The 22,797-nt window shown below is 72.4% G+C and carries 17 protein-coding genes, 1 pseudogene and 1 riboswitch; of the genes and pseudogenes, 7 read left to right on the forward strand and 11 right to left on the reverse strand.

Going from position 1 to position 22,797, the window contains the following annotated elements; genetic code table 11:
• Positions 1–101: 101 nt before the first annotated feature.
• Positions 102–275, forward strand: coding sequence for a hypothetical protein (locus tag OG252_RS15115; protein ID WP_266432824.1), 174 nt, complete (start codon positions 102–104; stop codon positions 273–275).
• A 77-nt stretch (positions 276–352) separates the two neighbouring features.
• Here the strand turns inward: OG252_RS15115 and OG252_RS15120 are convergent, their stop codons facing one another.
• Together OG252_RS15120 and OG252_RS15125 are read right to left on the reverse strand one after the other, a co-directional pair.
• Complete coding sequence (locus OG252_RS15120) at positions 353–1,168, reverse strand: inositol monophosphatase family protein (RefSeq protein ID WP_266432826.1); 816 nt, start codon at positions 1,166–1,168, stop codon at positions 353–355.
• 8 nt (positions 1,169–1,176) lie between these two features.
• Positions 1,177–2,304, reverse strand: coding sequence for a ferrochelatase (locus tag OG252_RS15125; protein WP_266432828.1), 1,128 nt, complete (start codon positions 2,302–2,304; stop codon positions 1,177–1,179).
• A gap of 164 nt (positions 2,305–2,468) precedes the next feature.
• On the opposite strand from OG252_RS15125, the gene OG252_RS15130 reads away from it, so the two are divergent.
• From OG252_RS15130 to sepH, 3 genes are all read left to right on the forward strand, one after another.
• Positions 2,469–3,707 carry an MFS transporter gene (locus tag OG252_RS15130; RefSeq protein WP_266432830.1) on the forward strand — a complete coding sequence of 413 codons (1,239 nt, stop codon included), beginning with the start codon at positions 2,469–2,471 and terminating at the stop codon, positions 3,705–3,707.
• Entirely contained in the window at positions 3,667–4,986 is a 1,320-nt protein-coding gene (locus OG252_RS15135; protein ID WP_329336621.1) for a D-arabinono-1,4-lactone oxidase, read from the forward strand. The genes OG252_RS15130 and OG252_RS15135 overlap by 41 nt, the downstream gene beginning before the upstream one ends.
• A 448-nt stretch (positions 4,987–5,434) precedes the next feature.
• Positions 5,435–6,496, forward strand: coding sequence for a septation protein SepH (gene sepH, locus OG252_RS15140; RefSeq protein WP_329336623.1), 1,062 nt, complete (start codon positions 5,435–5,437; stop codon positions 6,494–6,496).
• Between the two features lie 91 nt (positions 6,497–6,587).
• Here the strand turns inward: sepH and OG252_RS15145 are convergent, their stop codons facing one another.
• On the reverse strand, positions 6,588–7,439 hold the full coding sequence (locus OG252_RS15145; RefSeq protein WP_329336625.1) for a sulfurtransferase: 852 nt from the start codon (positions 7,437–7,439) through the stop codon (positions 6,588–6,590).
• Between the two features lie 297 nt (positions 7,440–7,736).
• On the opposite strand from OG252_RS15145, the gene OG252_RS15150 reads away from it, so the two are divergent.
• The gene (locus tag OG252_RS15150; RefSeq protein ID WP_266432838.1) at positions 7,737–8,540 is read left to right on the forward strand and encodes a VOC family protein; all 804 of its coding nucleotides are present in this window, start codon (positions 7,737–7,739) and stop codon (positions 8,538–8,540) included.
• Positions 8,541–8,583: 43 nt separating this feature from the next.
• On the opposite strand, the gene fes is transcribed toward OG252_RS15150, so the two are convergent.
• Together fes and OG252_RS15160 are read right to left on the reverse strand one after the other, a co-directional pair.
• On the reverse strand, positions 8,584–9,903 hold the full coding sequence (gene fes, locus OG252_RS15155; RefSeq protein ID WP_329336629.1) for an enterochelin esterase: 1,320 nt from the start codon (positions 9,901–9,903) through the stop codon (positions 8,584–8,586).
• On the reverse strand, positions 9,900–11,048 hold the full coding sequence (locus OG252_RS15160) for a nucleotide disphospho-sugar-binding domain-containing protein (protein ID WP_329336631.1): 1,149 nt from the start codon (positions 11,046–11,048) through the stop codon (positions 9,900–9,902). The genes fes and OG252_RS15160 overlap by 4 nt, the downstream gene beginning before the upstream one ends.
• Positions 11,049–11,215: 167 nt before the next feature.
• On the opposite strand from OG252_RS15160, the gene OG252_RS15165 reads away from it, so the two are divergent.
• Positions 11,216–14,905 (forward strand): ABC transporter ATP-binding protein, encoded by a 3,690-nt coding sequence (locus OG252_RS15165; protein ID WP_329336636.1) that lies wholly within the window; start codon positions 11,216–11,218, stop codon positions 14,903–14,905.
• Positions 14,906–14,930: 25 nt separating this feature from the next.
• Here OG252_RS15165 and OG252_RS15170 read toward each other — a convergent pair.
• The 4 genes and pseudogenes from OG252_RS15170 to OG252_RS15185 all read right to left on the reverse strand — a co-directional run.
• Positions 14,931–15,470: pseudogene (locus OG252_RS15170) on the reverse strand (thymidine kinase); the annotation flags it as partial.
• Positions 15,471–15,509: 39 nt separating this feature from the next.
• On the reverse strand, positions 15,510–16,712 hold the full coding sequence (locus OG252_RS15175; RefSeq protein WP_266432848.1) for an alkaline phosphatase family protein: 1,203 nt from the start codon (positions 16,710–16,712) through the stop codon (positions 15,510–15,512).
• A complete protein-coding gene (locus tag OG252_RS15180) occupies positions 16,712–17,308 on the reverse strand; it encodes a DUF5998 family protein (protein WP_266432850.1) in 597 nt (198 codons plus the stop codon). The genes OG252_RS15175 and OG252_RS15180 overlap by 1 nt, the downstream gene beginning before the upstream one ends.
• A 65-nt stretch (positions 17,309–17,373) precedes the next feature.
• Entirely contained in the window at positions 17,374–20,226 is a 2,853-nt protein-coding gene (locus OG252_RS15185; RefSeq protein WP_266432852.1) for a bifunctional acetate--CoA ligase family protein/GNAT family N-acetyltransferase, read from the reverse strand.
• A 178-nt stretch (positions 20,227–20,404) separates the two neighbouring features.
• Between OG252_RS15185 and OG252_RS15190 the strand changes: the two genes are divergently transcribed.
• Positions 20,405–20,686 (forward strand): HPr family phosphocarrier protein, encoded by a 282-nt coding sequence (locus OG252_RS15190; RefSeq protein ID WP_266432854.1) that lies wholly within the window; start codon positions 20,405–20,407, stop codon positions 20,684–20,686.
• Between the two features lie 126 nt (positions 20,687–20,812).
• On the opposite strand, the gene OG252_RS15195 is transcribed toward OG252_RS15190, so the two are convergent.
• Positions 20,813–21,508, reverse strand: a complete 696-nt coding sequence (locus OG252_RS15195) for a GntR family transcriptional regulator (protein WP_266432856.1) — start codon at positions 21,506–21,508, stop codon at positions 20,813–20,815.
• Between the two features lie 234 nt (positions 21,509–21,742).
• Positions 21,743–22,510, reverse strand: coding sequence for a M23 family metallopeptidase (locus OG252_RS15200; RefSeq protein ID WP_266432857.1), 768 nt, complete (start codon positions 22,508–22,510; stop codon positions 21,743–21,745).
• A 13-nt stretch (positions 22,511–22,523) separates the two neighbouring features.
• Positions 22,524–22,690, reverse strand: a riboswitch (cyclic di-AMP (ydaO/yuaA leader).
• Between the last annotated feature and the right edge of the window lie 107 nt (positions 22,691–22,797).

Here is a 22,797-nt window from a genome sequence, read left to right on the forward strand (position 1 = left end):
AGCACCGGGCTGCGCTGGGCACCCATTGGAGACGTGATCGCCCCTTCCGAACGGCACACCCCCGTGCCATCGACCCACGACCCAGGACGAGGGGGCGCAGCATGGACGCATTCACCGCAGGACTTCGGCAGCGCATAAGGGCGACCGAGTCCGACCTGACGCGGGCTCGCGACGAGGGCGACGACTTCCTCGTCGAGGTGGAGCAGGCCGAACTCGACGACCTGCGCCGCCTCGCCGCCGAACACGGTGTGGAGGTCGGCGCGTCTAGCGTCTGAACAGCGCGTAGCGCATGACAGCGGGGCCCGGCGAATCCAGCGCCGGGCCCCGCTGTTCTGCTCGGCGGCCGAGCCGTTCAGTCGTGCCAGGCGCCGAAGCCCTCCAGGAGCTGCTGGAGGGGCTCGAAGACGCCCGGGGTGGCCGCGACCGTCAGGGCGTGTGCGGGGCGCTCTCCGGGGCGTCCACCGGTCAGGGCGCCCGCCTCTCGGGCGATCAGGTCGCCCGCGGCGAGGTCCCAGGGGTGGAGACCGCGTTCGTAGTAGCCGTCGAGACGGCCGGCGGCCAGGTCGCACAGGTCGACGGCGGCCGAGCCGCCCCGTCGGATGTCGCGCAGCAGCGGGATGAGCTTGCGGGCGACCTCGGCCTGGTGGACGCGGACGTCGGTGACGTAGTTGAAGCCGGTCGAGACCAGGGCCTGCTCCAGGGGCGGCGCGGGGCGGCAGGCGAGCCTGCGCTCGCCGTCCCAGGCGCCCCTCGCCCATGCTCCGCCGCCGCGTACGGCGTGGAACGTCTCGCCGCGCATCGGGACCGCGACGACGCCGACGACGGTCTCGCCGTCCAGCTCGGCGGCGATGGAGACGGACCAAGTGGGCAGGCCGTACAGGTAGTTGACCGTGCCGTCGAGCGGGTCGATCACCCAGCGGACGCCGCTGGTGCCCTCGGTGGAGGCACCCTCCTCGCCGAGGAAGCCGTCGTCCGGGCGGTGCTCGGAGATCAGGTCCGTGATCAGCTTCTCCGCCGCGATGTCCATCTCGGTGACCACGTCGATGGGGCTGGACTTGGTGGCGGCGACCGCGAGGTCGGCCGGGCGGCCGTCCCGCAGCAGCGCACCGGCGCGGCGGGCGGCCTCCTGGGCCAGTTCCAGCAGTTCCGCGGGCAGGGCGTCGGTCACGGGGCTCCTCATGCGTAGGGGCTGTCGGCGCCCGCGGCGGCGGGGCGAGGGGCGCGGGCCGGGCAGCAGCCCACCGGGCAGAGGTTGTGGGCGGCGCCGAGCGCGCCCAGGGCGCACGGCGTGACCTCCTGTCCGCGCTCGACGGCGGCCCGCTCCAGGACGAGGTCGCGGATGGCGGCGGCGAACCGCGGGTCGGCGCCGACGGTGGCCGACCGGCGCACCGGCAGGCCCAGCTCCTCGCCCTTGGCCTTGGCCTCCGTGTCGAGGTCGTACAGGACCTCCATGTGGTCGGAGACGAAGCCGATGGGCGCCATCACGACCGCCGGGGCGCCGGCCGCGTGCCGCTCCTCCAGGTGGTCGCAGATGTCGGGCTCCAGCCACGGGATGTGCGGGGCGCCGGAGCGGGACTGGTAGACGAGCTGCCAGGGGTGGTCGACGCCGGTGCGCTCACGGACGGCGTCGGCGATCAGCCGTGCGACGTCCAGGTGCTGCCTGACGTACGCGCCGCCGTCGCCGTGCTTCTCGACCGGGCCGGAGGAGTCGGCGGAGGCGGTCGGGATCGAGTGGGTCGAGAAGGCGATGTGGGCGCCGTCCCGGACGTCCTCGGGGAGGTCGGCGAGGGAGTCGATCACGCCGTCGATCATGGGCTCCAGGAAGCCCGGGTGGTTGAAGTAGTGCCGCAGCTTGTCGATCTTCGGCAGCTCCAGGCCCTCGGCCTCGAGGGCGGCCAGCGAGTCGGCGAGGTTCTCGCGGTACTGGCGGCAGCCGGAGTAGGAGGCGTAGGCGCTGGTGGCGAGGACCAGGATGCGGCGGCGGCCGTCGGTGACCATCTCGCGCAGGGTGTCCGTCAGGTAGGGCGCCCAGTTGCGGTTGCCCCAGTAGACCGGCAGGTCCAGGCCGTGACCTGCGAAGTCCTTGCGGAGGGAGTCCAGAAGGGCGCGGTTCTGGTCGTTGATCGGGCTGACCCCGCCGAACAGGAAGTAGTGCTGACCGACTTCCTTGAGGCGTTCCTTGGGGATGCCGCGCCCCCGCGTCACGTTCTCCAGGAACGGGACCACGTCGTCCGGTCCCTCGGGGCCGCCGAACGAGAGCAGGAGCAGGGCGTCGTAGGGGGTGGCATCGAGCACGTCTGGCATGAGTAGATCCTGCCACCCGTCTCTGACAGCCGGGAAACGGCGGGTGACGTGCGAGGTTCTCCGTCCCACCGCACGGCGTGCGTTAGGGTCACCTAACTCGTAAGCTGTATCGGCGGTATACGCGCCTTACTGAACAGCCCCCCTTCTGTCCGACCGGAGACCCCGTGCCCAGCCCCTACCGCGCCCTGTTCGCCGCCCCAGGCTCCAAGGGCTTCTCGGCCGCGGGTTTCCTCGGCCGTATGCCGCTGTCCATGATGGGCATCGGCGTGGTCACGATGGTCTCCCAGCTGACCGGGCGGTACGGGCTGGCCGGCGCGCTGTCGGCCACCATGGCGCTCGCCGCCGCGGCGGCGGGTCCGCAGGTCTCGCGGCTGGTGGACCAGTACGGGCAGCGGCGGGTGCTGCGGCCGGCGACGCTGATCGCGCTCGTCGCGGCGGCCGGGCTGCTGTTCGCCGCCCACTACAGATGGCCGGACTGGACGCTGTACGTGTTCAGTGCCGGCATCGGCTGTGTGCCGAGCATCGGCGCGATGATCCGGGCGCGGTGGGCGGCCGTGTACCGGGACACCCCGCAGCTGCACACGGCGTACTCCTTCGAGTCCGTGATCGACGAGGTCTGCTTCATCTTCGGGCCGATCATCTCCATCGGCCTGTCCACGGCCTGGTTCCCGGAGGCCGGGCCGCTGCTCGCCGCCTGCTTCCTGGCGGTCGGCGTCTTCTGGCTGACCGCGCAGCGCGCCACCGAGCCGGCCCCGCATCCGCGCGCGCACCAGGGCGGCGGCACGGCCATGCGCGCGCCCGGCCTCCAGGTCCTGGTGGCCACCTTCGTGGCGACCGGCGCGATCTTCGGGGCGGTCGACGTGGTCACCGTGGCCTTCGCCGACGAGCAGGGCCACAAGGGAGCGGCGAGCGTCGTCCTCGCGCTGTACGCGGCGGGCTCCTGCGTCGCGGGGCTCGTGTTCGGGCTCCTGCACTTCAAGGGGGCACCCGAACCTCGCTGGTTGCTGGGAATCTGCGCGATGGCCGTGAGTATGATCCCCCTCCTACTGGTCGGAAACTTGCCGTTTCTGGCCGTGGCGCTGTTCGCTGCGGGCCTGTCCATCGCTCCCACGATGATCACGACGATGTCCCTCATCGAACAGCACGTACCACGCGCGCAACTGACCGAGGGCATGACCTGGGTGAGCACCGGGCTCGCGGTCGGGGTCGCGCTCGGCTCCGCGGCGGCCGGCTGGGTGATCGACGCCGCCGGTGCGCGGGCCGGGTACGGGGTTCCGGCGGTGTCCGGGGCCGTCGCGGTCGCGGTCGGTTTCCTCGGGTACCGCCGGCTCAGCAGGCCGGTTCCGCATCGTGGAGGCACCGTTGAGCAGCACAGCGAGCGTGAAGAACGGCACCTGGCGTAACTGGGGCGGCAACGTCGCCGCCCGCCCCGCGCGGGAGGTCACTCCCGCCTCGGTCGAGGAGTTGTCCGAGGCGGTGCGCAGGGCGGCCGAGGACGGCCTGAAGGTGAAGGCCGTCGGTACCGGGCATTCCTTCACGTCGATCGCGGCGACCGACGGTGTGTTGATCCGTCCTCAACTGTTGACCGGCATCCGTGCCATCGACCGGGACGCCATGACGGTCACGGTCGAGGCCGGCACCCCGCTCAAGAGACTCAACATGGCCCTGGCCCGTGAGGGGCTGTCGCTCACCAACATGGGCGACATCATGGAGCAGACGGTCTCCGGGGCCACGAGTACCGGCACCCACGGCACCGGCCGCGAGTCGGCCTCGATCGCCGCCCAGATCAGGGGCCTCGAGCTGGTCACGGCGGACGGGTCGGTGCTCGCCTGTTCCGAGAAGGAGAACCCCGAGGTGTTCGCGGCCGCCCGAATAGGGCTGGGCGCGCTCGGCATCGTCACCGCGATCACGTTCGCCGTGGAGCCGATCTTCCTGCTCACGGCCCGCGAGGAGCCGATGCCCTTCGACCGGGTCGTCGCCGAGTTCGACGAACTGTGGGCCGAGAACGAGCACTTCGAGTTCTACTGGTTCCCGCACACCGGCAGCACCAACACCAAGCGCAACAACCGCAGCGCGGGGCCGGAGAACCCGGTGGGACAGCTCGCGGGCTGGTTCGAGGACGAGTTCCTCTCCAACGGCGTCTTCCAGGCCGCCCAGTGGGTCGGCCGCGCGGTGCCCGCCACGATCCCGTCGATCGCGCAGATCTCCAGCAAGGCCCTGTCCGCGCGGACCTACACCGACATTCCCTACAAGGTCTTCACCTCGCCGCGCCGGGTGCGCTTCGTGGAGATGGAGTACGCCGTCCCGCGTGCGGCCCTGGCCGAGGCGCTGCGCGAGCTGAAGGGGATGGTCGACCGGTCGGGACTGCGGGTCAGTTTCCCGGTCGAGGTGCGCACCGCGCCGGCCGACGACATCACGCTGTCCACGGCGTCGGGCCGCGACAGTGCGTACATCGCCGTCCACATGGTCAAGGGGACGCCCTACCAGGCGTACTTCACCGCCGCGGAGCGGATCCTGACCGCGCACGAGGGCCGGCCGCACTGGGGCAAGATCCACACGCGGAACGCCGAGTACTTCGCCGGTGTCTACCCCCGCTTCGGCGAGTTCACCGCGTTGCGGGACCGGCTCGATCCTGAGCGTCGGTTCCAGAACGACTACCTGCGGCGGGTGTTGGGCGAGTAGGGGCGGCAGCGTGATCGAGGAGGCGGGGCCGCGTCTCCAACTCCCCGCACATAGTTCCGTTTCTGATGTTTACGTGAAGTACGCCACGTTCAATTTCCCGGAAAACCGCGCCACGGCGGCCAAGTGCCGCCTCTCGTCAGAAGTTGGGCGGCGTGCCAATCCACGCAGGTGGCCCGAATGGAGTACTGTTGCGAGCCCTGGGTCAGGTCTCCCGCCAGGGCGTCCGTGGCTTCAAGGACCGCCTGGAGGGGGCTAGTTGCACAGGGTGACGGAGTTGGTCACTTAGCGTTGCGAATAGGTAACCGTGCCATAACGGCGGTCCAGGGCCCGTGCCCGACACGCCGGGCAACTCGGCAAGGTTGTGGCAGGCTGCACCCGGGCAGGCCACACTCGACTAGCGGAAGCAGCGACGCACGTGACGTCGGCAGGCACCACCCGGGAGGTCCCCATGCCCGAACTGCGTGTCGTGGCCGTCTCGAATGACGGCACACGGCTGGTGCTGAAGGCTGCGGACAGCACGGAGTACACGCTTCCGATTGACGAGCGTCTGCGCGCCGCTGTACGCGGCGACCGTCCCCGCCTCGGCCAGATCGAGATCGAGGTGGAGAGCCATCTCCGCCCCCGCGACATCCAGGCGCGTATACGTGCCGGTGCGACCGCGGAAGAGGTCGCACAGATGGCCGGCATCCCCGTGGATCGCGTACGGCGATTCGAGGGGCCCGTGCTGGCCGAGCGCGCGTTCATGGCCGAGCGGGCCCGGAAGACTCCGGTCCGCCGCCCGGGCGAGAACGCGGGCCCGCAGCTGGGCGAGACCGTCCAGGAGCGGCTGACCCTGCGCGGTGCCGAGAAGGACACCGTCCAGTGGGATTCGTGGCGCCGCGACGACGGCACCTGGGAAGTCCTGCTGGTCTACCGGGTCGCGGGCGAACCGCACTCGGCGAGCTGGACGTACGACCCGCCCCGGCGGCTCGTCCAGGCCGTCGACGAGGAGGCACGCTCGCTGATCGGCGAGTCCGAGGACCTCGCCGCCTCGCCGGAGCCCAGTTTTCCCTTCGTGCCGCGCATCGCACGGCTGCCACGCGACCGTCCGCTGGACCGTGCCCTCGACCGGGAGCGGCCGAGCCTGCCCGCGCCGCCGCCCGAGCCCGCCGAGGAGGGCACGGCCGCGACGGCGAGTGCGAGCGAACGGGACTCGCTGACCAGCCTGCTGGAGGCGGTGCCGAGCTTCCGGGGCGACCTGGTGGTCCCGGAGCGCCCCTCGGAGACCCCCGAGGCGGAGGAGGAACCCGCCCTGGAGCCCGACGCCGAGGAGCCCCCGGCTCCCGCGGCCTCGGCCGGTTCGGCTTACGCGGACGTCCTCATGCCCCGTTCCGTCGGCAGTCACCGCGACCGCCTCATCGGCTCCACCGACCGCCAGGCCGAGGCGGACGGCGTCCGCCCGGGGCGCCGGGCGGCCGTGCCGAGCTGGGACGAGATCGTGTTCGGGACGCGGCGCAAGAAGCAGGAGTAGTCGGCCGTACGGCATCAGGCGGTACGACGTCAGGAGGGGCCCGCGCCGGTCGGTGCGGGCCCCTCCTGACGTGCGCCTACGGCTCGTACGCCTACTGCGGGTCGGGTCCCACGGCGACGGGGCGCGACGGGTCCGACGACCACTCCGACCAGGAGCCGACGTACAGCGCGGCCGGGATGCCCGCCACCGCCAGGGCCAGCACCTGGTGCGCGGCGGAGACGCCGGAGCCGCAGTAGACGCCGACCGCCGAGCCGTCGCCGGCGTCGAGGGTCTTGAAGCGGTCGGCCAACTCCTGGGCGGGCAGGAAGCGTCCGTTGGCCGACACGTTGTCCGTGGTGGGCGCGGAGACGGCGCCCGGGATGTGTCCGCCGACCCGGTCGATGGGCTCCACGTCACCCCGGTAGCGCTCCGCCGCCCGTGCGTCCAGCAGTACGCCGGAACGCGCCAGCGCCGCCGCCTCGTCGGCGTCGAGCAGCCCGGTCGTGCCCGGCGCCGGCTGGAAGTCCCCCGCGGCCGGCTCGGGCGTCTCGACCGACAACTCGCCCTGCCAGGCCGGCAACCCGCCGTCCAGGACACGCACGTCCGGGTGACCCGTCCAGCGCAGCAGCCACCAGGCGCGGGCGGCCGCCCACCCCTGTCCGCCGTCGTAGACGACCACGGGCGTCCGGGTCGAGACGCCCGCCCGGCGCATGGCCGCGCCGAACTCCGCGAGGTCGGGCAGCGGGTGGCGGCCGCGCTCGCCGGGCGCGGAGGCGAGCTCCGAGTCCAGGTCGACGTAGACGGCGCCCGGAATGTGCCCGGCCGCGTACTCGGCACGGCCGTCGAACGACGGCTCCCCGGCCGACTTGGCGAGGCTCAGCTGCCAGCGGACGTCGAGCAGGACCGGCGGGTGGCCCGCCGCCAGGTCGCTCGCGAGTTCGGATGCGGAGATGATGGCGTTCATGGCCACCATCCTTGCAAACGGGGTGGCCGCATCGTTCATGTCCGGCTACTCTGCTCGGCCGGACACGCCCGGTCACGAGGCGTACGGGATCGGGCACATACTGTACAGCCGACCGCCACCCGTCGGTCATCGCGCGGCAACGGACGCGGGACCACGCGACGGGCATTGTCCGGTCACGGACCGGCGCACGGCGGCGCGCCCGGAGCGCATGGCACCACGACGGGTGCGAGCATCGGCACGGGGGTCCGTCAGTGCGGAAGCGACACGGCACCGCGAGGGGCCGAGGAGAGAGTGACGATGACCGAGGCAAGGGGGTCGGCCGGCCCGAACGGCGAGACACACGCCCGCAATGCGCCCGGCGCGCCCTGCTGGGTGAGCCTGATGGTGCACGGGCTGGCGGCGACCGAGGAGTTCTACGGTTCGCTGTTCGGCTGGGAGTTCCAACCGGGCCCGCAGCAGCTCGGCCCCTACGTCCGGGCGTTGCTCGACGGACACGAGGTGGCCGGCATCGGCCAACTGCCGCCGGACCGCCACCTTCCCGTCGCCTGGACGCCCTACCTCGCCTCGGAGGACGTGGACCTGACCGCCGAAACGGTACGGCTGTGCGGCGGCACCGTCGGGGTGGGGCCGCTGGACGCGGGTGACGCCGGACGGCTGGTGATCGGTTCCGACCCCGCCGGCGCGGTCTTCGGCGTCTGGCAGGCGGCAGCCCACCTCGGCACGTCCATCGCCGGTGTCCCGGGCACACCGGCCTGGCACGAACTGCTGACCTTCGAGACCACGAGCGTCGCCAAGTTCTACGAGACCGTGTTCGGTTACGAGGAGGAGCCGGTGGTGTCCGCCGACTTCGACTACGTCACCCTGCACATCGCCGGCCGCCCCGTCGCCGGCCTCCACGGCGTGGGCAACGCCCTCCCCCGGGACCGCGGCCCGCACTGGATGACGTACTTCGAGGCCGCCGACACGGACGAGGCGGTCGCCCTGGTCGTGGACCTCGGCGGCCACGTCCTCAAGCCGCCTCATGACAGCGCGCACGGGAGGGTGGCCACGGTGGCGGACCCCGAGGGGGCGTGGTTCTCGTTGATCCACGTGGAGCGCTGAGGCCGGGGCCGGCCGGCGTGCTGGACCGACGCCGCGACCGGCGTCAGCCGAGCCCGTCTCCCAGCAGCCGCACCAGACCGTCGGCCAGCGCCACGTGCCAGCACGCGTAGTCGTGGCCGCCGTTGTACTCGTTGTACGTGACCTGGTGGCCGGTCCTGCGCAGGGTGTCGTACAGGGCGCGGGTGTGGTCGACCATGGCGCCCTCGTGGAGGCCTACGTCCAGGTGGACGGTGACCGTTCTGCGGGGCGCTGTCGCGTAGCGGGTCAGGAGCCAGGGCGGGTCCGTGGGGTCGGCCTTGGGGACGCCCGGGGGGAGGCCTGGGCGCCACCAGAGGGACGAGGACTGGGCGAGGACCTTGCCGAAGCGGTCGGGGCGCAGGTGGGCCGCGTGCAGGGCGGTCACTCCGCCGAGGCTCTGGCCTGCGACGACCGTGCGCCTTGGGTCCGTGGTGAGGGGGCGGCGGGCCGTCGCCCAGGGGAGCAGTTCGTCGGACAGGAACGTCACGAACTCCTCGCGTCCGCCCAGTTCGAGCCAGCGGGTGCGACGGTCCACGGCGTCCGGTGACAGGACCGCCAGCGGCGGCAGCAACCCGTCGGCGATCACCGCGTCGAGGGTGCGGGCGAGGTCGAGGCGGGCCAGCCACATGTCGCCGTCGCAGAGCACCAGGACGGGCAGGGGCGCGGGTGCCGGGTCGCCGTCGTCGTGGCCGGGCGGCAGGTAGATCCATACGTCGCGTTCGCCGCCGAGCGCCTTGGTGGGGACGCGGTGTCGTTCCACCCGCCCGGCCCGGCGGGCGCCGTCCCGGTCCTTCGACGGCCATGCCGGCGCCTCCGGCAACGCGTAGACCGAGCTGTCCGACGACTCCCAACGGGTCGGCATGTACTGGGGGTTGAGCGGGTCGCGGGTGGCCCGGCCCGACAGGTCACGCAGGCGCCGCTGGAGATCCGCCGGGTCCGTCGACGGTGTCGCGGTCTCGGCGGCGATGCGGTACGAGCCCCGGTGGTCGGCGCGCAGTCTCAGGCCGAGGTGCCAGACGTCGGTGTCGGGGACCCGCTGCAGCAGGGCGTCCGTCAGATGCTCGCGGTCGATCAGGCGGTTGGCCAGCAGCAGCACTCTGCGGGTGCCGCCGTCGCCGCGCCAGAGGAACGTGACCGCGCGGTGGGCCGGTTCGCCCGGCAGCTCCTCGACGAGCGGGGTGCCCAGGCGTTCCACCTCTCGCCAGAACGCGTCCGTCAGCGCGGCACGTCGGGTGGTGTCGCCCACCGCGGACAGGCGTTCCGCCAGGCGCGCCACGCGCGGGCCCATGACCCGGACCGGTCTGTGGTCGGGGCTTCCCCGGCCGGGCCCGAGGTCTGCTCTCATCGCAGCTCCCCACCGGTACGGGCCAGTTCGACCAGCCGCTGCACCGTCTCCGCGGGACTCGGCATCGCGGCCATCTCCCGGGCCGCGTCGCGGGCGGCGGCACGCAGGCCGGCGTCGGTCAGCAGGCGCTGGACCAGGGCGGGAGTGAGGTCGCCGGTGCCGTCGGGAACGAGGCCGCAGCCGCGGGCGCGGACGGCGGCCGCGTTGGCCGGGCGGTCGGCGCCCTCGCCGAGGACGATCTGGGGCAGCCCGGAGTCCAGGGCCGTGAGCGTCGTGCCGGAGCCTCCGTGGTGGATGACGGCGTCGCTGTGGGCGAGCAGCGCGCCCAGCGGGATCCAGTCGACCGGCCTGACATTGCCCGGGAGTTCACCCAGGTCGGAGAGGTCCGACCCGCCCAGTGCGAGGACGAACTCGGCGTCGGTCTCCCGCGCGGCGTCCACCACCCACTTCACCGGGGACACGCCGTCGACGACGGGCCGTACCGTGCCGAGCGTGACGGTGACCCGGGGGCTTCGGCGGTTCGCGGTGAGCCACTCGGGCAGTCGGCCGCCGCCGTTGTAGGGGACGTACCGCATGAACCAGCGGCGGGGTTCGTCGGTGGTGCTCATGCTGGGCGGGACGACGTCGAGCCAGGCGGCGACGGGTTCGGGGCCGTCGAGGCCGTGCCGTTCGTAGGCGGGCGTGAGGGTGTTGTTGATCATCCGGACATGGGCGGAGGTATGGCCGAATCCCACCGCGTGCAGGACGGAGGGGACCTTGGTGCGGGCGGCGACGAGTTGGCCGGCCACGCCGAGCGGGGTGTGCACGACCAGGTCGGGCCGCCAGTCCTCGGCGAGTTCGACCATGCGGTCGGCCATCTCGTCGCTGAAGAAGGAGAACCCCTTGCCCTTGGGTGCCTCGCCGCGCTCGCCCGGCGCCGGCGGCTTGCGGTCGCCCTTGGCCTTCTCCATGCGGGCGTAGAGCGCGTCGGGGTCGATGCCGGGCGCGCAGTCGACGGCGACGAGTCCGGCGCGCTCGGAGTGCCCGACGGCCGCACCGCAGGTGGCGACCAGGACATCGTGGCCCGCGGCGCGCAGCGCGTGCGCGAGCGGAACCATGGGATAGAGGAGCCCGAAGAAGGGCGGGCCCGCGAACAGGACGCGCATGGTGTCCTCTCTCTTCCTGCGCCGCGACTGCTTTCGGTGGCAAGCGGCACCGGAGTGGGGGGAGTTGAGGCTGTATCGCGATCTGGTGGACGAAATCGTCAACATTAATGGTTAGGGTAGCCTGAGCTAACCGCATGTCCACCGGAACGCCCCCACAGTCGGGTGGAATGCGACGGCTCGCCGCTGCCTGCCGTCAGCACCCCGGCCTTCTGACCGCCCTCGTCCTCGGCTCGGTGCTGGGCACCGGCCTCGAAGCGTTCGGCCCGCTGCTCGCCGGCATCGCGGTGAATGACGCCGTGGCCGGCCACACCCACCGGGTCGCCGAACTCGCCGCCCTTCTCGGGGCCTTGGCCGTCGTCCAGTTCGGCGCCGAGTTCACCCGCCGCTTCTTCGCCGGGAAACTCGCCCTCGCCGTCCAACACGGGCTGCGTACCGCCGTGTTCGCGTCCGTGCAGCGCTACGACGGCGTGAAGCAGGACGAGTTGCGCACCGGCCAGGTCGCCTCCCGGGCCAACAGTGACCTGCAGCAGATCCAGATCATGCTCGGCATGCTCCCCATCCCGATCGGGGTCAGCGCCCAGTTCGCCGTCTCCGTGGTGGCCATGCTGTGGCTCTCCCCGCCGCTCACCCTGGTCACCCTGACCGTGGTGCCCGCGCTCGCCTTCACCGCGGCCCGCAGCCGGGTCCGCCTGGTGCCCGCGACCAGGGCCGCGCAGGCCCAGGCGGCCACGATCGCCGAGCCCGTCGAGGAGACCGTCACCGGCGTGCGGGTGGTCAAGGGCTTCGGCCAGGAGGACGCCGAGACCGGCCGTATGGCGAAGGCCGCCCGCGCCCTGTTCGCCCGGCGGGTCGTCGTCGCCCGTCTCCAGGCCGGGGCCACCGCCGTCATGTCCGCGCTGCCCGCGGCCGGTCAGGTCGGTGTCCTCGCCCTCGGCGGCTGGCTCGCCCTGCGCGGCAGCATCGACATCGGTACGTTCCTCGCCTTCGCCGGGTATCTGACGCTCCTCGCGGGCCCGGCCCGCCTGCTCGCCAACTTCACCGTCACCGCCCAGCAGGCCCGGGCAGCCTCCGAACGCGTTCACGAACTCATCGACGCCAAGCCCGACATCACCGACCACCCCGACGCCACGGACCTGCCCGACGGCCCACTCGAGCTCGAACTGCGCGAGGTCACCTTCGGCTACGCGCCCAGCGACCCGGTCCTCGCCGGGCTCTCCCTGACCGTGCGCCCCGGCGAGACCCTCGCCGTCGTCGGCCCGCCCGGCTCCGGCAAGTCCACCGTGTCCCTGCTGGTCAGCCGCTTCTACGACGCCCAGTCCGGCAGCGTCCGGGTCGGCGCGCCGGGTGCCGCCACCGACGTACGCAGGCTGCGGCTGGCCTCTCTGCGCGCGGCCGTCGGCAGCGTGTTCGAGGACCCCTTCCTCTTCTCCTGCTCGATCCGCGACAACATCGCGCACGGCCGCCCCGACGCCACCGACGCCGAGGTGGAGGCAGCGGCCCGGGCCGCCGACGCGCACGGATTCGTCAGCGCGCTGCCGGACGGATACGACACCGAGGTCGGCGAGCGGGGCCTGTCCCTGTCGGGCGGGCAACGGCAGCGCGTCGCGCTCGCCCGGGCGCTGATCACCGACCCGCGCCTCCTCGTCCTGGACGACGCCACGTCCTCGGTCGACCCGGCCACCGAGGCCGCCATCCACCACGCACTGGGCAGCGCGGCCGCGGGGCGGACGACCGTGCTGATCGCCCACCGCCGCTCCACCCTCGCGCTCGCCGACCGCACAGCCGTCCTGGACGGCGGCCGTCTGGTCGACGTCGGCACGGAGGCCGAACTCACCGAGCGCTGCGCCCTGTTCCGCGAGCTTCTCGCCGGTCCGAGCGGCAGCCTCGACGAACGCACGTCACCCCCGCCGGAGACCGCCGAGGACGGCGTGACCCCCGAACTCTGGCCCCGGGCCGACCGCCCGACGCCGGACGACTCGTCCGGTGCCTCCCACGACGCCTTGCCTGACGCCTTGCCCGACGCCTCGCCCGGTGCCTTGCCCGACGAGGAACCCGCGTTCGACGAGCGGGAGTTGCGTACCTCCACCGAGCCCGTCACCCTGCGCCGGCTGCTGCGCCCCGTACGCGCACCCCTGCTGCTCGGCCTGGCCCTGCTCGCCGTGGACACGGTGGCCGGCACGGCGCTTCCGATGCTGGTACGGCACGGTCTCGACGACGGGGTCGCCGAGCGCGACGGCGTCGTCCTCACCGTGTGCGTGCTGCTCGCCGCGCTCTCGGTCGTGATCAGCTGCCTCGCGCTCAACAGCCAGTTCCGGGTCACCCGCCGCTCCGGCGAGCGGATCCTGTACGGGCTGCGGGTGCGCACCTTCGCCCAACTGCAGCGCCTCGGACTCCACTTCTACGAGCGCGAGCGGGGCGGGCAGGTCATGACCCGGATCGTCAACGACATCGACGCCCTCGCCTCCTTCCTCCAGAACGGACTGCTCACCTCCGTCGCCTCGCTCGCCACCATCACCGGCGCGGTGTGCGCGATGATCGCCGTCCACCCGCCGCTCGCCCTGGCCGCGCTCGCCCTGCTGCCGCTGGTGCTCGGGGCCACCTACGTCTTCTGGCGGCTGTCCTCGGCCGCCTACGACGAGGCCCGCCGACGTATCGGCGAGGTCAACTCCTCGCTCCAGGAGAACGTCAGCGGGCTGCGCACCTCGCAGGCGCAGGGCCGCGAGCAGGGCGCCGCCCGCGACTTCGACAAGCTGTCCGACGCCTACCAGGCCGCACGGCTGCGCGCCCAGCGGTACGCGTCCGTCTACTTCCCGAGCATCAACCTCGCCGCCGAACTCTCCCGCGCCCTGGTCCTGTTGGTGGGTGCGCACCGGGTGGCCTCCGGTGATCTGTCCGCCGGTGTGCTGGTCGCCTTCATGCTCTACCTGGGCATGTTCTTCTCGCCCGTCCAGCAGCTGTCCCTCACCTTCGACAGCTACCAGCAGGCCTCCGTCGGTCTGCGCCGGCTCATCGAACTCCTGCGGGCCACGCCGTCCGTGCCCGACCCCACCGACCCGGCCCCGCTGCCCGACCGACTCACCGGCGCGATCGAATTGAGGGGCGTCGAACACACGTACCCCGGCGCCGACCGGCCCTCGCTGAGCGGGATCGACCTGCGCATCGCCCCCGGCGAGACCGTCGCCCTGGTCGGCACCACCGGCGCCGGCAAGTCCACCGTCGTCAAACTCCTCGCCCGCTTCTACGACCCCGGTGCGGGCGGTGTCCTCGTCGACGGCACCGACCTGCGCCGCTGGCCGGGCTCCGGGTACCGCCGCCGCATCGGCTATGTCCCCCAGGAGGCCCACCTGTTCAGCGGCGACATCGCCGACAACATCCGCTACGGCAGGCCCGAGGCGACCGACGCCGAGGTGGAGGCGGCGGCCCGCGCGGTCGGCGCCCTCGACGCGATCACCACCCAGCCGCACGGCTTCCGGCAGCCCGTCGGGGAGGGCGGCCGGTCCCTGTCCGCCGGTCAGCGTCAGCTCATCGCACTCGCCCGCGCCGAACTCGTCGACCCCGCGCTGCTGTTGCTGGACGAGGCCACCGCCTCCCTCGACCCGGCCACCGAGGAGGCCGTCGCCCTCGCCGGCGAACGGGCCGCGCGGCGCCGTACCACCGTCGTCGTCGCCCACCGCATGACCACGGCGGCCCGAGCCGACCGCATCGTCGTCCTCGACCACGGCCGGATCGTCGAACAGGGCTCCCACGAAGAACTGTTGGCGGCCGACGGGGCGTACGCACGGCTGTGGCGACACGGGGCGGGCGGCGACGTGCCCGCTCCTCGTGCCCCCGCACCCTCCGAACTGACCCGACCGTGACGAGAGTGAAGCCCTCGTCGGCCTGCTAGAGAGCGAGGGCCGCCGAGGAGCTGGTCATCCGGCGGCGGTGGTGGCGTCGGCAGAGCACCTCGTAACCCACCTCCGCCGCCGGGCGGTTCACATCGCCCACGACGACCTGCTCGCCCTCCACCACCATCTCGCCGCCCAGGGTGCGGGCGTTGTGCGTGGCGCGCGCCCCGCACCAGCACATGGCTTCCACCTGGAGCGCCTCTATCCGGTCCGCCAGCTCGATCAGGCGCTGCGAGCCGGGGAACAGCCTGGTGCGGAAGTCGGTGGTGATGCCGAAGGCGTAGACATCCAGGCCCAGGTCGTCCACCACGCGCGCCAGTTGGTCGATCTGCTCGGCGGAGAGGAACTGCGCCTCGTCCACGATCAGGTAGTCGACCTTGCAACCCTGCTCGATCTCGGCCACGACGTACCCGAACAGGTCCATGTGCGGCCCGGCCTCGACCGCCTCCGTCACCAGACCGAGCCGCGAGGACAGCTTGCCCGCGCCGGCGCGGTCGTCGCGCGTGAAGATCACGCCCTGGAGATGGCGAGTCGAGCACCTTTCAGCACAGGGGACACAGGGGCGGGTGAAGCGTCAGGAGCGTACTTCGAGCAGCGGGACCAGCTGCTCGGCAGGGGTCAGCGAACCGTGGTTGCCGACCATCGCCGACTCCTTGGGCTCCCGCTCGGAGGCGATGATGAGCACGTCGTCGCGGGCGGCGGCGACCACGTCGCCGAGACGGCCGTACACCCGCTGCTCGATCTGGTCGGGCCGGCCGAACCAGCCCGCCGCGATCGCCTCGTCCCGCGAGGCCACCCAGAACTGCTCGCCGAGGACCTCGCGCCAGCAGGTCAGCACGTCGTTCTCGGCGCCCGGGACCGCGTAGACGTGGCGGGCGCGGCCCTCGCCGCCCAGCAGGGCGACCCCGGCGCGCAGCTCCCAGTCCTCGTCGAAGTCGATGCGGTGCTGCTCGTCGAAGGGGACGTCGATCATGCCGTGGTCGGCGGTGACGTAGAGCGCGGTGTTCGGCGGCAGCTGCTCGGCGAGCCGCTGGACCAGCCGGTCGACGTACATGAGCTGGCCGCGCCAGTTGTCCGAGTCCAGGCCGAAGCGGTGTCCGGCGCCGTCGAGCTCGGCGTAGTACGTGTAGACCAGGGAGCGGTCGCCGACGGCCAGCTGCTCGGCCGCGAGATCCATCCGGTCCTCGCCGGACAGCCGCCCGTGGAACGTTCCGCCACTGAGCGCGACCTTGGTCAGCGGGGTGTTCTCGAAGGTCGGGGACGACACCTGGGCGGCGTGCACCCCCGCCTCGTGGGCCAGCTGGAAGACCGTGGGGTACGGCTGCCAGACCCCCGGCGAGGTCCAGGGCTGCCAGCGCAGCTGGTTCATCAGCGCGCCGGTGTCCGGATTGCGCACGGTGTAGCCGGGCAGGCCGTGGGCGCCGGGCGGGCGGCCGGTGCCGACGGAGGCGAGGGAGGTGGCGGTGGTGGCCGGGAAGGCGGCGGTCAGGGGCCGGCCGGTGCCGCCGCGTGAGCTGGCGAGGAGCGAGGTCATGAAGGGCGCCTCGTCCGGGTGAGCCCTCAGCTGTTCCCAGCCGAGTCCGTCGATCAGGAACACGCAGTTCCGGTCGGCGGCGGTGAGTTCCTGGATGGCGGCGGTCATGCCGGGTACGGCCATGCCCGCGGCCAGCGTGGGCAGCAGGTCGGCGAGCGAGCCGGTGCCGTACTCGGGGGCCGGCGCGGAGGCGGGGGCGAGCGGCTGCGGGTGGTGGTCCCAGGCCGAGGCGGGCTGAGCCATCAGCGGGTGACGTCCGCGGTCGCCTCGGAGATGGCCTGGGCGAAGGCGAGCGCCTGGCGCACCGTCTCCTGGCCGTCCCCGGCCTCGCTCACCCTGAGGCTCAGGTCGTCCGCCGTCGAGCTGCCGGTGTAGCCGTGGTCGGCCTCGCAGTTGGGGTCGCCGCAGGCGGCGGGCTCCAGGTCGAGACGGGAGACGGCGCCCCAGCCGATGGTCAGCACGATCTCGCGGGGCGGGGTGCCCGGCACGTACTGCTCAGGGTTGGCGACCACGCGGCTGATCACGACCGAGGAGATCCGGCCGAGCTTCACGGACTCGGTGGAGGTGGTGGCGTACGGCGTCGGGGACGTGGTGTCCGCGGCCTGCTCGTCGGTGTGGCTGACGATGAAGCGGGTGCCGGTGAGGACGAGGACGGTCACATGCCGCCGCACCTCGTTCTGGTCGAACGTGGTCTCCTGGTGGACCAGGTACGACTGGATGGTGTCGCCGCCCACAGCGGCCTCCACCGCCTCGGCCACGAGGGCCGGGTAGTAACCGCTGCGCTCGATCGCCGCTCGCAGCCCCTGGGTCGTCGTACTGGTCTTGGCCATGACGTCCATCCTACGGGGACCCACTGACTGCGAGGCACCGCTCCGTGCGGGGGATCCGCGCGGGGAAACCTCGCTCAGTACGCGGGCAGTGTCCGCGGGCCGAGGTCGTCGCGGGCCGGCGGCGGTGCGAGCCGCACGGACGCGCCGAGGACGCTCAGCCCGCGTGGGGCGACGACGACCGGCTCCAGGGTGACCGCGACGACCTCCGGGTGGTCGTCGACCAGCCGGGACACCCGCAGCAGCAGTTCTTCCAGGGCCGGGGTGTCGACGGGGGTCGAGCCGCGCCAGCCGAACAGGAGCGGCGCCGTCCGGATCGACCGGACCAGCGAGGTCGCCTCCCGGTCGGTGACCGGAACCAGCCGGTGCGCCATGTCCCCGAGCAGCTGCGAGGCCGCCCCGGCCAGCCCGAACGACAGTACGGCCCCCGCCGCCGGGTCGATGACGGCGCGGACCACGGTGTCGACCCCGCGGGGTGCCATCCCCTGCACGACCGGCCGCAGCTCCTCCGGCGTCCCGAAGAGCTCGGTCAACTCGGCGTACGCCCGCCGCAGTTGTTCCTCGTCCGCGAGATCCAGGCGTACGCCGCCCAGGTCGGCGCGGTGGCGCAGGTGCGGGGCGGTGGCCTTGAGGGCGACCGGGTAGCCGAGGGTACGGGCGGCGGCGACGGCGTCCTCGGGGCCGGGGGCGGGCAGCGCGCGGTGGACGTGCACGCCGTACTTCCCGAGCAGCTCGCAGGTCTCCTCGGTACCGAGGGTGAGCCCCTGCCCCCGCGCGAGCAGCCCATCGATCAGCTCGGCGGCCCCCTTCTCGTCGATGTCCTCGTACTCGGGGACCTTGCCGGGCTCGGCCGCCTCGCGCCGCCACTGGGCGTACTTCACGGCTTCACCGAGGGCGCGGACGGCTCGCTCGGCGGCGGGGTAGGCAGGGATGAGGCGGGAGCAGTTCTCGGGTGCGGGCGCGTCGTCCGCCGCCTTGACGGCCAGTCGGTCCAGCGCGCGGAACGGGTGGTCGCGGCCGACCGTGCCGGGCGCCGGTGCACTCGCCTGGGGTGCGGTGCTCGCCGCGGCCGACAGCGCTTCCGCGAGCCCGCCCAGTTCCACGTGCACCACCAGCACCGGCTTCCCGGGGACTCGCTCGGCCGCCGATCGCAGCGCCTCCGCCAGTGCCGCGTCCGCGTCGTCGGCCGCCTCCTCCCCCACCGCGGGTATCGCCGTGACGACCACCGCGTCGCACGCGTCGTCCGCGAGCGCCCGGGACAGCGCCCCGTGGAAGTCCTCGGGCGAGGCGCCGGTCGTCAGATCCAGCGGAGGCAGCGGCCTGAGCCCCTCGGCGAGGCAGGCGTCGTACGTCAGCAGTCCCAGTGACTCGGAGTTCCCGAGGATCGCCACCCGGGGCCCGGCCGGCAGCGGCTGGCGCGCGAGCAGCAGCCCCGCGTCGACCAGCTCGGTGATCGTGTCGACCCGGATCACCCCGGCCTGCCGCAGCAGCGCGGACACCGTGGCGTGCGGCAACCGCGTCGCCCGTACGGCGTGCCCCTGCGGCGCCGCTCCCCCGTGCCGCGCCCCCTGCACCACGACCAGCGGCTTCGCGGCCGCCGTACGCCGGGCGAGCCGGGTGAACTTGCGCGGGTTGCCGATGGACTCCAGGTACATGAGGACGACGTCGGTGTCGGGATCGTCGTACCAGTACTGAAGGACGTCGTTGCCGGACACGTCCGCCCGGTTGCCGGACGACACGAACGTCGACACACCGGTGACCCCCGTGACCCCGCCGCCGCGCCGGTGCAGCCGGGAGAGCAGGGCGATGCCGATCGCGCCGGACTGGGCGAACAGGCCGATCCGGCCGGGCCGGGGGGTCTGCGGCGCGAGCGAGGCGTTCAGCCGGACCTGCGGGGAGGTGTTGATGATCCCGAACGCGTTCGGCCCGATGATCCGCATGCCGTACGCGCGCGCGTGCCGGACGAGTTCGCGCTGGCGCTCGCGCCCCTCGGGCCCGCTCTCGGCGTACCCGGCGGTGAGCACCACCAGCCCCTGCACGCCGTGCAGTCCGCACTCCTCGACGACGTGAGGGACGTGTTCCACGGGCACGGCGACGACCGCGAGGTCGACGGGCCCGTCGATGTCCCGCACCGACCGGTACGCGGGCACCCCGCCGAGTTCCTTCTGCTCTTCGGGGAGGGCCCTGTTCACGGCGTGCAGCCGACCGGTGAATCCGGCGCCCCTGATGTTGTCGAGCACGCTGCGGCCCACACCGCCGGGCGCCCGCCCGGCCCCGATCACGGCGACGGCCCCTGGCATGAGCAGCCGCTGCACGGACCGCGCCTCGGCGCGCTGTTCGCGCGCGTACTGCACGGCGAGCGAGCGGTCCGTCGGCTCCAGGTCGAACTCCAGGCGTACGACGCCGTCCTCGAAGCTGCGCTTCTGGGTGTACCCGGCGTCCCTGAAGACCTTGATCATCTTGTTGTTGGCGGGCAGCACCTCCGCGGCGAACCGCCGGATGCCCCGCTCGCGCGCGACGGCGCCGATGTGTTCGAGGAGGGCGGAGGCGACGCCGCGTCCCTGGTGGGCGTCCTGCACGAGGAAGGCGACCTCTGCCTCGTCGGCCGGGGCGGAGGCGGGCATGCCGTCGGACCCGATGCGGTCGTAGCGTACGGTGGCGATGAACTCGCCGCCGATGGTGGCCGCGAGTCCCACCCGGTCCACAAAGTCGTGGTGCGTGAAGCGGTGGACGTCCTTGGCGGACAGACGAGGGTAGGGCGCGAAGAAGCGGTAGTACTTCGACTCGTCCGACACCTGCTCGTAGAAGCTGACGAGGCGATCGGCGTCATCAACGGTGATGGGCCGGACGCGCGCGGTACCCCCGTCGCGCAGCACCACGTCGGCCTCCCAGTGGGCGGGATACTCGTGCCGGTCCGACGAGGTCTGCATGGGCCCCAGAGTACGGCTCGCGTACGACAACGGCGCGAGGCAGTCTGTGGAGGACGAGAAGCCGGACCGAGGCCGCGGTCCGACGACGCCGCGGGGCGGGACGAAGGACCGCTCCGGGCATGCTTCACGATATGGGAAACTGGTCTAGACAACCTGATACACCGAAGGGCAGCATCACATGGCTGAGCGCCGCGTCAACGTCGGCTGGGCCGAGGGTCTCCACGCCCGCCCCGCTTCCATCTTCGTCCGGGCCGCCACGGCCGCAGGTATCCCGGTGACGATCTCCAAGGCCGACGGCAACCCCGTCAACGCGGCCTCCATGCTGGCCGTCCTCGGTCTGGGCGCCCAGGGAGGCGAGGAGATCATCCTCGCCTCCGACGCCGAGGGCGCCGACGTGGCCCTCGACCGTCTGGCGAAGCTGGTCTCCGAGGGTCTCGAAGAACTCCCCGAGACCGTGTAAGCACGCAATTCACGTTTGCCGCGAAGGGCTCGTCCGAATTATCGGGCGAGCCCTTCGTATTTCCCGCTCACGGGCAGCAGAAATAATCCCCCACGAATTATCCCCTCTTTGTATACGGTGCCTGTGTTAATGCCGCAGACCCGTCATGTTTACGGGAGGTTGCGAGTTCCTCACACGATCCGTCCGCTCCCCGCCGCCGGTGAATCGCAGCCGGTGCGCCGCCGTCGCGCGCTCCGTGTGCAGCGCCGTGAGCGCCCGCGCGCGTTCGCTGTCGCCGCGCGCCACCGCGTCCACGATCGCGCCGTGCTCCGCCCACGACTCCACCGGGTTGGCCGGCGCCTCCACCGTGTACATCCAGGCGATCTTGTGGCGCAGCTGGGTCAGCATCGAGGTCATCGCGGCACTGCCGGAGGCCTGCGCGAGCGTCTCGTGGAACCAGCCCCCCAGGGAGCGCAGGTCTTCGCTGTTGCCCCGCCTGGCCCGCTCCTGGCCCAGCCGGACCAGGCCGCGCAGCACCTTGAGATGGGCCTCGGTGCGCCGCTGGGCGGCCCGGGAGGCGCCGAGCGGCTCCAGGAGCATGCGCATCTCCAGCAGGTCGGCACCCTCCTGCTCGGTGGGTTCCGCGACGCACGCACCGGCGTGCCGCCGGGTCACGACGAAGCCCTCCGCCTCCAGCGTGCGCAGGGCCTCGCGGACGGGGACGCGCGAGACGCCGTAGCGGCGCGCGAGCAGTTCCTCGGTGAGCCGGCTGCCGCGCTCGTAGACACCCGCGACGATGTCGTCCCGGATCGCCGTGCATACCGAGTGCGCCGGAATACGCATGACCGACCTCCGCTTTAATCCCCGTGAAACGTCGACGATTGACGTGTGTTCAGTGACTCTATTGCAATCAGCGGGAATTTCCGATGGCGGACCGGAATCCATGGATATTTTTTGGACAGACGGCCGTCTGAAACGCCGAAAGCCCCGGCTCGGGGAGCCGGGGCTTCGGGACGGGAGCCGTCTGTCGTCAGACGGTGCCGGAACGCGCGCGTGGGACGTTCGCGGGCGCGAGCGTCAGACGTTCACACCGTGCGAGCGGAGGTAGGCGACGGGGTTGATGTCCGAGCCGTACTCCGCGGTCGTGCGGGCCTCGAAGTGCAGGTGCGCCCCGGTGACGTTGCCCGTGGCGCCGGAGCGGCCTATCTGCTCCCCCGGGGTGACCGTCTGGCCGACGGAGACACCGATGGACGACAGGTGGCCGTACTGGGTGTACGTGCCGTCGTTCATCTTGATCACGATGTTGTTGCCGTACGACCCGCCCCAGCCGGCCTCGACGACCGTGCCGGAGCCGACCGCCTGGACGGAGGTGCCGCTGGCGGCGTGGAAGTCGACGCCGGTGTGGCTGCCGGAGGACCACACGGCGCCGCCGGTCTTGTAGCCGGTCGAGACGTACGAGCCGGAGATCGGTGCGACGTAGGAGTTGAGGAGCTTGCGCTCGGCCTCGCGGGCGGCGCGCTCCTTGATCTCGCGCGCCTCCTTGGCCTGGGCGGCCGCCTTCTTGCGCGCGGCCTCCTCGGCGGCCTTCCGCTGGGCCTCGGCCTCCTCGGCGGCCTGCTTCTGGGCGGCGGCCTGGGCGTCTATCTGGTCGGCGATCGAGTCGCCGGTGGAGATGACGGGGATGAAACCGGTCTGCTCGACTGCGGATTCGGCGGCAAGCGCCGGGGCGGCCAGGGTGCCGACGACACCGGTGGTGGTGAGGGCCGCGACACCCGCCGCACGGGCGGTGGTGCGCTTCATCCGGCTGGGACGACGATGCTTCCCGGTGGCGCAGGTGAACGCCATGTAGTGGCTGATCCTTTCCTTCCTTCTCGCCTACCGGGTTAGCTGACGGGTTCGGAGCAGGAAGGTCTCCTACGGGCCCCCTCGCGATGCGCGCGGGCGTCCGATTCACCCCAGGGACTTGTGGTGTGGGTCCCCGGCTCCCCTGGCTCGCGCCATGTGGGGACTCGGCGATGGCTGCCCGGTGCCGCGGATGCGGCGCGGTGCCTGACGGACAGCCCGCATGACGCTAAACGCGCCAAGTTTCAAACCCCAAACGGATCACGGCTTTTGTAGCGCATGCCACAGGG

The organism is Streptomyces sp. NBC_01352 (assembly GCF_036237295.1).
Taxonomy (GTDB): domain Bacteria; phylum Actinomycetota; class Actinomycetes; order Streptomycetales; family Streptomycetaceae; genus Streptomyces; species Streptomyces plumbiresistens.

What these genes read in the sequence shown, in the direction of transcription:
- OG252_RS15115 (WP_266432824.1), top strand. Translation starts at nt 102, where the DNA reads ATGGACGCATTCACCGCAGGACTTCGGCAGCGCATAAGGGCGACCGAG.
- OG252_RS15125 (WP_266432828.1), bottom strand. Translation starts at nt 2,304, where the DNA reads ATGCCAGACGTGCTCGATGCCACCCCCTACGACGCCCTGCTCCTGCTC.
- sepH (WP_329336623.1), top strand. Translation starts at nt 5,435, where the DNA reads ATGCCCGAACTGCGTGTCGTGGCCGTCTCGAATGACGGCACACGGCTG.
- OG252_RS15145 (WP_329336625.1), bottom strand. Translation starts at nt 7,439, where the DNA reads ATGAACGCCATCATCTCCGCATCCGAACTCGCGAGCGACCTGGCGGCG.
- OG252_RS15150 (WP_266432838.1), top strand. Translation starts at nt 7,737, where the DNA reads ATGACCGAGGCAAGGGGGTCGGCCGGCCCGAACGGCGAGACACACGCC.
- fes (WP_329336629.1), bottom strand. Translation starts at nt 9,903, where the DNA reads ATGAGAGCAGACCTCGGGCCCGGCCGGGGAAGCCCCGACCACAGACCG.
- OG252_RS15160 (WP_329336631.1), bottom strand. Translation starts at nt 11,048, where the DNA reads ATGCGCGTCCTGTTCGCGGGCCCGCCCTTCTTCGGGCTCCTCTATCCC.
- OG252_RS15165 (WP_329336636.1), top strand. Translation starts at nt 11,216, where the DNA reads ATGCGACGGCTCGCCGCTGCCTGCCGTCAGCACCCCGGCCTTCTGACC.
- OG252_RS15175 (WP_266432848.1), bottom strand. Translation starts at nt 16,712, where the DNA reads ATGGCTCAGCCCGCCTCGGCCTGGGACCACCACCCGCAGCCGCTCGCC.
- OG252_RS15180 (WP_266432850.1), bottom strand. Translation starts at nt 17,308, where the DNA reads ATGGACGTCATGGCCAAGACCAGTACGACGACCCAGGGGCTGCGAGCG.
- OG252_RS15185 (WP_266432852.1), bottom strand. Translation starts at nt 20,226, where the DNA reads ATGCAGACCTCGTCGGACCGGCACGAGTATCCCGCCCACTGGGAGGCC.
- OG252_RS15190 (WP_266432854.1), top strand. Translation starts at nt 20,405, where the DNA reads ATGGCTGAGCGCCGCGTCAACGTCGGCTGGGCCGAGGGTCTCCACGCC.
- OG252_RS15195 (WP_266432856.1), bottom strand. Translation starts at nt 21,508, where the DNA reads ATGCGTATTCCGGCGCACTCGGTATGCACGGCGATCCGGGACGACATC.
- OG252_RS15200 (WP_266432857.1), bottom strand. Translation starts at nt 22,510, where the DNA reads ATGGCGTTCACCTGCGCCACCGGGAAGCATCGTCGTCCCAGCCGGATG.